We start from the raw sequence: 5831 nt of genomic DNA, 5'->3' as shown, positions 1-5831 counted from the left end.
ATGGCGAACCAGAGAAGCGCGGCAAGAGGCAGACAGAACATTCCCGCCGTCAGGGCATGGGAGGCGTATTCCCGGGCAAAGGGCAGCAGCTCCAGCGCGTGCCCGGCCTCGACCACGGGCGTGAGCCAGAACATGGCCGCGGCGGAAACCGTAAGCAGAAGCGCCGAACAGGCGGCCTGACGGGCGCGCATGGACAGCGTAAAGGTATAGAAATCGCGGCCGAAGTCGTCACGGTTGCGGCAAAGGATATGCCAGCACAGGGCGAGTGCATACGCGCCCGTCAGACCGAGGAACAGGGAAAAGGCCGCAAAGATCATGAATCCAAGGCTGTGCATGCCCGCCATGAGCACGAGGAAGGCATGCACGGCCTTCTCTTCGTCTCCCGTGCCCGCGGAAAGCGCACCGAGGCAGAATCCCCAGGCAAGCACGCAGAGGACGCACGCGGCAAGCGTGCCCGCAAGGCCGGACAGCACGCCGAAGACCATCTTGCCGGTCTTTTTGACGAAAAGCACCGCCACGGCGCACAGGGCGGCCACGGCGAAAACAATGACGAGGCACTCCCATAAAAAGGCCCACGGCCCCGTCATGAGCCGGTTGATCCAGCCCCCGGCCAGAAGATCGGCGGCAAGCGCCAGCGCCACAAGTACCTGAAGAGCCGCCGTGAACGCCTCCGTCTGTCCGGCGCTCTTGTCGTACAGAGAACGGCGGCGCGCCGTGGCCAGTCTGTGGTCCCATACGGAAACAAAAGGAAGCACTGCACCGGAAAGACCGGCGATGAGAAGCACGGCAAGCGCCGCGCAGACATAGAACGTCATGAATACTCCTGTCGCCCTTCCGACGGGTCATCGGCGGCGGCCCTTTTCTACTACTTGTGCACTTACGGCAAGTTTTCTACTATGCGGGCAGCCCGGGCATGAAAAATCGGTACGAAAAGTACCGCGGCCCGTCAAGAGGGAATATGCGGAAACCGCGTCTCGGAACCATACTTCTGCTGCTGTGGGGAATGTTTCTCACTGCGGCGGTCTACGGCTATCTCGCATGGCTTCAGCCTTCGCGTCTGGCCTTTACCGTGTCTCAGCTTCTGGAATCAAAGCTTTCCGTGCAGTGCCGCATAGGCGAAGTGTCCCTTTCCTTTTTTCCTCTTCCCACCATTCATGCCTCTGATCTCGCGCTGCTGCGCGGCAGCGTGGACGATCTTGAGCTGCACGTACGCAAAGCACACATCCAGATAGGCTACCTTTCGCTTCTGCGCCTCAGTCCGACGGTGCGTTCCCTTACTCTGGAAAGTCCCACGCTCGACATTTCCAGCGGCATTCTTGAAAAGCTCATTCATGAAAAGAAAAACGACGCCGAAGAAGCCGAGCCCTTCTCTCTGCCCTACCACATCACCGGGGTGCGCCTCCACGTGGAAAACGGCACCTGCCGCATCACCGGCGAATCAGGCGGAGGACACCTGGAAATCTCCGGCATCAACGCGAGCGCAAGGCTTCCGGGACTCATTCCCGGACATTTTGAGCTCAATGTAGCCGACATGCGCTACAAGGCATCATCCGGACTCGAGGCATCGGCGCAGAACACCCATTTTGCCATCTCCTCTCTGCGCAGAAATCACCGAAGCGTCTGGAGCGGCAACGCGGCATTCTCCTCGAATCTTCAGCTTGCCTCGCTCGACGCCGTCATGGGACACCCCATAGCCGGCCCCTACCGCTATTTCCCCATGCCCGAGCCGCTGAAGGTCTCGCTCGCCGGAGAATTTTCCGCCGCTCCGGAACAGAACCTCTACGGCGCTCAGGGCACGGCAGAGGCCTCCGCAACGCTCATCATGAACGGACACCCCGTGCCCATCGCTGTTTCCGTGCCCTTTGCCAAGCGCGACGACGCAGCATTCGTGACCATTGAAAATGCCGACGTCCGCATGGAAGACGACCACGTCATCCTGTCCGGCAACATGACGGGACTCATGGACGGCGATCCCGTGCTGCACGGCCGCGCAGACATTCGTCACTTCAGTCTGGCCCGCTGGTTCGGCTTCGGACAGGCCATGACCGCAGGCCTTCAGCGCGCCCTCGACAATATCACCGGCTCCTTTGAGGACATGGAACTCAGCCTTCACGGCGTGACGGTGCCCCGTCTCAAGGCGCAGGTGATGGGCATGGAGCTGGAAGGCTCGGGAAGCTGCAGGGAATATCTCAAACCGGAAATTCTCATCAGCGCCCATGCGGCCCATGTCGACCTCAACCGCATCTTCCCCGAACTCAGCGGCGAAACGCCCGACATGTCGCACCTGCCGCCTCCGGTGCTGCCGCTCTCGCAGGAAGAGGAAGAAGAAAGCGGGCAGGACGATGATCACATCACCGTAGGATACGACATCCACATTTCCGCAGACACGGCCGACATCATGAACTTCCGCGCAGGAGGAGCGGACGTGCACGTCGTTCCCGCCCCGGCGGGACATCCCATGCTGAACATCGTTGTCGGCGCTCTGTACGGGGGCAAGGCGACGTCAAAGGTCTTTCTGGACGACAAAGTCCGGGTAACGGCCGATCTCGACAAGGTGACCATGGACGGCCTTACCCGGGCTCTTGCCGGCTATCCTGCCGTGACCGGCCTGCTCAGGAAAGGCTCCGTAGATCTCTCCTTTGCTCCCGGCTCCGCACTCACCATGCTGAGCACGCTCGGCGGAAACGTACGGGCAACGCTGGATCAGGGACTTCTCACCTTGAAAAAAGGGGGAACACCTCTGTCATATGCCTCGCTTGCCGTGAGTGCCCAGGCCTCGGCCGCTCCCGCCAAAAATCTGAGCGCCATGCCCTCGCTCATGGACTTCAGAGGACACTGGAAGGTGGATCTTGCCGCAAAAAACTGGTCGGTTTCCGCCGAGGCAAAACAGGCGGCTCTCTCCTTCAGCACGAAGAACGGTCTGCCTTCTGCCATGCGCAACCAGCCGGTTTCTCTTCAGGTATCACTGAAAAAAGCGCTCTTTGACCTTCTGGCCGAGGACCTGAACTTCACCGTATCCGGCAATGGCAGCTACAATGCGGCAACCGGCACCGTGTCCATGACCGACGCCGCGCTCCGCCACGACAATTTCACGCTTACGGGCAAAGTTTCCGCCTCGAACGTGCCGGACAAGCTTTCGCTGACCGGCAGACTCGGCTTTTCCACGCCTTCGCTTCGCAGATGCGCGGCGCTCTTCGGCCTCTCACTTCCTTCCGTTGCCGGGAAAACCACGTTCCGGAAGGCGGAAGCGGATGCCGACGTCACCGTCACCGCAAATCAGCTCAGCCTCGACAATCTGAAGGGCAAACTGGACGACACGAGCTTCAGCGGCGCGCTCCATCAGTCACTCTCCGGCCGCCCGACCCTGAGCGGCAGCCTGCGCATGCCCTTCCTCAATGTCGACGAATATCGCTCCACGGCCGAAAGCTCCTCCGCTCCCGCCAAAAAAACGCCTCTGCCGCTTTCCTTTCTTGAAGGCACGGACATGACGCTCTCTCTTTCCATGGACCGCCTGCGCGCCTTTTCGACCACGCTCGCTCAGGTCTCGCTGCCCGTCTCCCAGAAGAACGGCGTGCTCATCGCCCCCTTCAAGGCCGTCTTTCCCGGCGGCGGACAGGCGGACGGCAGTTTTCAGGCGGCGCTCACGGCCGACAGGAAGGCCGCAGAGCTTTCGCTCTCCACCCATTGCCGCAACATGAACATGCTGAACTTCAGCACCGACAGAGGCCAGAAAACCCGCATAGGCGGCACAGGCACCTTCGACGCCTCCCTGCAGTCCCGTCAGAAACACTGGGAGGACTGGAAGAGCGGGCTGAACGGCAGGCTCTCGCTTCTCGTTTCAAACGGCGCCATCATCACCCGATCCGAAGGGAACGGCGAAACACCGAAAAAGGAATCCCGCACGGAATTCAAGACCATGTCCATGAGCATCGCTCTGGCAAAGGGCATAGCCACGTGCAGGGACTTTCTCATCAAGGGCTCTCCCCTCACCATCGTGGGAGAAGGCACGGCAAACCTTGCTTCGGAAAGCATAAACGCCGAGGCCACCGTCACCCTCGCAGGCATCCCGGAAATGCCGGTTTCCATTACCGGCAACCTCTTCTCCCCCAAGATAACCTATCAGCTGCTCGGCGCCGTCACGGGCACGGTGGGCAACATAGGCTCAGGGGTCATCGACCTCATAGGCGGCGTGCTTTCGGCACCCTTCAGGCTTTTCATGAAATAAAAAGAAGGCCCGCATGCCTCCCGGGAATGCAGGCCCATCGGCGCGGCAGCAAAAAAATTCCACGGATGCCTGTGCCGCTCGGAACGGCGCGTTGCCGCAAGCGCAAAGGCCGTATGATTCAAGAGCGCCTTTCGCGCGGCATCGTCATAAATGCCATGCTCCGCCCCAAAAGGAATCCGGCAACGGCATCATGTCTGTCAAGACACGCCTGCGCGGATGCCTGGACGTTCCGGGCGAAGCCGCAGCATCCACGGCGATGAGAAACAAGTGCCGACACGCCACGCAGACACGTCGTCCGCCGCGAAACGCAGACGGTCAGATCTGTTCCAGCGCCCGCCCCTCGTTCACGCCGAGTTCCGCGATCTGACGGAAAATCCTGATGGACTCCTCGGCTTCCGCAGCATCAAGCGTACGCAGGGCAAAGCCCGCATGAACAATGACGTAGTCGCCCGGACGAGGCGCTTCGGGCAGAAGCAGCGTGGAAATGTCCATGAAGTTTTCCCCGCTGCCAACCTGGACGCGGGCTTTTCCTTCTTCCGGCACTTCCACGACGCGAACGGGAACGGCAAGACACATGACGGCACTCTCCTGAAAATGACGCAATGAACATTCAATCTTTCTCCATACTCCGGCGAGGAAAATCATGCAAGCGTATCATGTCCGGGCAGGGAGCATACGTTGCCAAATGGCGTGAAATCGGCTAACGTCCGTCTACTTATCCACCGGAGCAATGTACCATCATGAATGAAATCTTCGCACCCGTCCTGAATCTTCTGAACCGTCTCGGCGAGATGGCGCTGTTCCTGTTTGAAGGGTTCAGACAGGCGTTCCATGCCCGTCGTCTTCCGGGCAAGGTTCTCCAGCAGGTATACGTCATCGGGGCAAAGTCCATGTTCGTCATCCTGCTCATCGGCCTGTTCACCGGTCTGGTTCTCGGACTTCAGGCATTCTATGCCATGTCCATGTTCGGCGCTCAGGGCATGCTCGGTTCCCTTCTGGCTCTCACGCTCATCCGTGAAATGGCTCCCGTGCTCACTGCCGTCATGGTCACGGCGCGCGCCGGTTCCGCCATGACGGCGGAAATAGGCGTCATGCGCATTTCCGATCAGATTGACGCCCTCGAAGTCATGGACATCAATCCCACGGGCTATCTCGTCACGCCGAGGCTTCTCGCCTCGCTGATCACCTTTCCCCTGCTTACGTCCATCTTTACCGTCGTGGGCATCTTCGGCGGTTATCTTTCAGCCTGCGTACTGCTCGGGCTCAACGAGGGTCGCTACTTCTCGGGCATAGAGTCGAGCGTCACCATGGACGACGTGGAGGGCTGCTTTCTCAAGGCCGTAGTCTTTGCCGTCATCGTCATCACCATCTGCTGCTTTCAGGGCTACAACGCCCACAGAAGAAGCGACGGCAAGGGTGCGGAAGCCGTGGGCAACGCCACTACCTCCGCCGTGGTCATGAGCTGCGTGCTCATACTCATGGCCGACTATGTCCTCACCTCTTTCCTGCTCTGAGGCCCGCATGAATCAGCAAGCATGGGACATAACCCTGGAACATCTTGACGGCGGCTACGACGATCATCTCGTGCTGAAGGACTTTTCCGCCA

4 protein-coding genes are annotated in these 5831 nt (G+C 60.0%); 2 read left to right on the top strand and 2 right to left on the bottom strand.

Going from position 1 to position 5831, the window contains the following annotated elements:
* A partial coding sequence (locus Q0J81_RS10150; protein WP_294447622.1) for a hypothetical protein occupies positions 1 to 815 on the bottom strand: 815 nt, incomplete at its 3' end.
* A gap of 143 nt (positions 816 to 958) precedes the next feature.
* Here Q0J81_RS10150 and Q0J81_RS10145 point away from each other — a divergent pair.
* A complete protein-coding gene (locus Q0J81_RS10145; RefSeq protein ID WP_294447621.1) occupies positions 959 to 4225 on the top strand; it encodes an AsmA family protein in 3267 nt (1088 codons plus the stop codon).
* Between the two features lie 315 nt (positions 4226 to 4540).
* Here Q0J81_RS10145 and Q0J81_RS10140 read toward each other — a convergent pair whose 3' ends face one another.
* A complete protein-coding gene (locus tag Q0J81_RS10140) occupies positions 4541 to 4801 on the bottom strand; it encodes a HypC/HybG/HupF family hydrogenase formation chaperone (RefSeq protein WP_294447620.1) in 261 nt (86 codons plus the stop codon).
* Positions 4802 to 4965: 164 nt separating this feature from the next.
* Here Q0J81_RS10140 and Q0J81_RS10135 point away from each other — a divergent pair, with 164 nt between their 5' ends.
* Positions 4966 to 5739, top strand: coding sequence for an ABC transporter permease (locus Q0J81_RS10135; protein ID WP_294447618.1), 774 nt, complete (start codon positions 4966 to 4968; stop codon positions 5737 to 5739).
* Positions 5740 to 5831: the final 92 nt, after the last annotated feature.

The organism is uncultured Mailhella sp., assembly GCF_944324575.1.
GTDB lineage: Bacteria > Desulfobacterota > Desulfovibrionia > Desulfovibrionales > Desulfovibrionaceae > Mailhella.
Note: the sequence above shows the minus strand (reverse complement) of the source record. Positions and strands in the feature narration are given on the sequence as shown.

Bases quoted from the DNA above. Each gene is read 5' to 3' on its own strand.
- Q0J81_RS10135 (WP_294447618.1), top strand. From the start codon at position 4,966: ATGAATGAAATCTTCGCACCCGTCCTGAATCTTCTGAACCGTCTCGGC.
- Q0J81_RS10140 (WP_294447620.1), bottom strand. From the start codon at position 4,801: ATGTGTCTTGCCGTTCCCGTTCGCGTCGTGGAAGTGCCGGAAGAAGGA.
- Q0J81_RS10145 (WP_294447621.1), top strand. From the start codon at position 959: ATGCGGAAACCGCGTCTCGGAACCATACTTCTGCTGCTGTGGGGAATG.